This is a genomic window from Claveliimonas sp., from assembly GCF_037273965.1.
In the GTDB taxonomy this organism is placed as follows: Bacteria; Bacillota; Clostridia; order Lachnospirales; family Lachnospiraceae; genus Claveliimonas; species Claveliimonas bilis.
Map to the genome: position 1 here is coordinate 1 of NZ_JAYAZJ010000002.1, position 2,583 is coordinate 2,583.

Annotated in this window: 2 protein-coding genes and 1 pseudogene; all 3 read right to left on the bottom strand. The window is 45.5% G+C overall.

Annotated features, from left to right (window positions below; translation table 11 throughout):
- A partial coding sequence (locus tag WJ238_RS00015; protein WP_524536972.1) for an RNA polymerDNA-directed RNA polymerase subunit B occupies nucleotides 1-1,670 on the bottom strand: 1,670 nt, incomplete at its 3' end.
- Between the two features lie 284 nt (nucleotides 1,671-1,954).
- The gene (gene rplL / locus WJ238_RS00020) at nucleotides 1,955-2,332 is read right to left on the bottom strand and encodes a 50S ribosomal protein L7/L12 (protein ID WP_230107241.1); all 378 of its coding nucleotides are present in this window, start codon (nucleotides 2,330-2,332) and stop codon (nucleotides 1,955-1,957) included.
- Nucleotides 2,333-2,375: 43 nt separating this feature from the next.
- A pseudogene (locus WJ238_RS00025) lies at nucleotides 2,376-2,583 on the bottom strand (50S ribosomal protein L10); the annotation flags it as partial.

Consider the following 2,583-nt stretch of genomic DNA (forward strand, 5'->3'; position numbering starts at 1 on the left):
GAGTTGATCAGACCGATGTTCGGACCTTCAGGAGTCTCGATCGGACACATTCTTCCGTAATGGGAATAGTGAACGTCACGCACCTCAAATCCGGCGCGGTCTCTGGAAAGACCGCCAGGTCCCAGGGCGGAGAGACGTCTCTTGTGTGTCAGCTCTCCAAGCGGGTTGTTCTGATCCATGAACTGTGACAGCTGTGAGGATCCGAAGAACTCTTTTACCGCTGCTGTAACCGGCTTAATGTTGATCAGTGACTGCGGAGAAATTCCTTCCAGGTCCTGTGTTGTCATTCTTTCACGCACAACTCTTTCCAGACGGGAAAGTCCGATACGGTACTGGTTCTGCAAAAGTTCGCCTACCGCACGGATACGGCGGTTGCCAAGGTGGTCAATGTCGTCATCGTTTCCAAGTCCGTATTCCAGATGAATATTATAGTTAATGGAAGCCAAAATATCTTCCTTTGTAATATGCTTTGGAATCAGATCATGGATATCTCTGCGGATAGCGCTTTTCAGCTCTTCAATATCTCCCGCCGTCTCTTCCAGAAGTCCGGAAAGTACCGGATAATATACCAGCTCAGTCACGCCGACTTCCTGGGGATCAATATCCACGATTGATTTCAGATCTACCATCATGTTGGAGAGAACCTTGATTTTGCGCTCATCTTCAGAATGCTCGATCCATACATATGGAACAGCGGCATTCTGAATATCGTCTGCCATTTCTCTCGTCACAAGGGTTCCTGCTTCTGCGATCACTTCCCCTGTCAGCGGGCTTACCACATCTTCCGCCAAAGTATGCCCTGCGATACGGTTGCGGAGCAGAAGCTTCTTATTAAATTTATAACGGCCGACCTTTGCAAGATCATAACGTCTCGGATCAAAGAACATGCTTGTGATCAGGCTTTCCGCACTGTCCACTGCAAGCGGCTCGCCCGGACGGATCTTCTTGTAAAGTTCCAGAAGACCTTCCTGATAATTTGTAGCCGCATCCTTTTCAAAACTTGCAAGGATCTTCGGTTCTTCGCCAAACAGTTCGATAATTTCCGGATTTGTCCCGATTCCCAGCGCACGGATCAATACGGTAATCGGTACTTTTCTTGTCCGGTCAACACGCACATAGAAAACGTCATTGGAATCTGTCTCATATTCCAGCCATGCTCCACGGTTTGGAATGACGGTAGAGGAAAACAGTCTTTTACCAAGCTTATCATGCGCAATGGCATAATAAATACCGGGCGAACGCACAAGCTGACTTACGATAACACGCTCTGCACCATTGATCACAAAAGTACCGGTTGCTGTCATAAGCGGCAGATCACCCATAAAGATTTCATGTTCATTGATTTCGTCTGTTTCTTTGTTGTGAAGCCGTACCCGCACCTTCAGCGGAGCAGCATATGTGGCGTCACGTTCTTTACACTCTTCGATTGTGTACTTCACGTCTTTCTCGCATAAGGTGAAATCCACAAATTCCAGGCTCAAATGACCACTATAGTCAGAAATTGGAGAAATGTCATCAAATACTTCTTTTAATCCTTCGTCAAGGAACCACTGATAGGAATCCTTCTGGACTTCGATCAGGTTTGGCATCTGAAGCACTTCTTTTTGTCTGGAATAGCTCATGCGTGAACTTTTTCCGCTTTTGATAGGACGAATTCTGTTTTTCTCCATATGACGTTTCACTCCTCGTTTATTTTTTCGTGAGGTTTTGCCGAGAAACCCCGATTTTTACTACATTTCCGCACATATGGCCCCATCTGCATGCAGACGTTTCCACAATAAGTGCACCATATATGATACTACAAATATCGAAGGGGTGTCAAGGATTTTTTAATCGGGGACGTAACAAAGTTTAAAAGTGTTACGTGTCAGATTGCAATATACCCCGGTCAAAACTGAAAAAGACCGCCTCCAAGCTTTCGCTCTTCCGCGGTCTGTTCTTCGTAGAAATGAAATTATTTAAGGTTAACTTCTGCTCCTTCGCCTTCCAGTTTAGCCTTGATTTCTTCAGCCTCAGCCTTGGAAACACCTTCTTTTACTACCTTCGGTGCTCCGTCAACTAATTCTTTTGCTTCTTTCAGTCCAAGTCCTGTAAGCTCACGAACTACTTTGATTACTTTAACTTTGGAAGCTCCTGCAGAAACTAATTCTACATCGAACTCATCTTTCTCTTCTGCTGCTGCAGCTCCATCTCCAGCTGCTGCTGCAACTACAACGCCTGCTGCTGCAGATACGCCAAATTCTTCTTCACATGCTTTAACTAATTCATTTAATTCTAATACTGATAATTCTTTGATCGCTTCGATCATTTCAGCTGTTGTCATTTTAGCCATTTCTTTGTCCTCCATTTAATTTCTTTTTCGTTCTTAAAATTGATTACTCCTCAGCCGGAGCTTCTTCTGCTGCCGGAGCCTCTGCCTCTGCAGGAGCTTCAGCTGCCTCTTCTGCTGGAGCGGCCTCTCCGCCGTTCTCTGCAATCTGCTTAATAACACGAGCAAAGTTTGTAATAGGTGACTGTAAGCTTCCAAGCAGCTTGGAGAGCAGTTCTTCTCTTGAAGGAATCTTTGCAAGCTCTGTAAGTCCT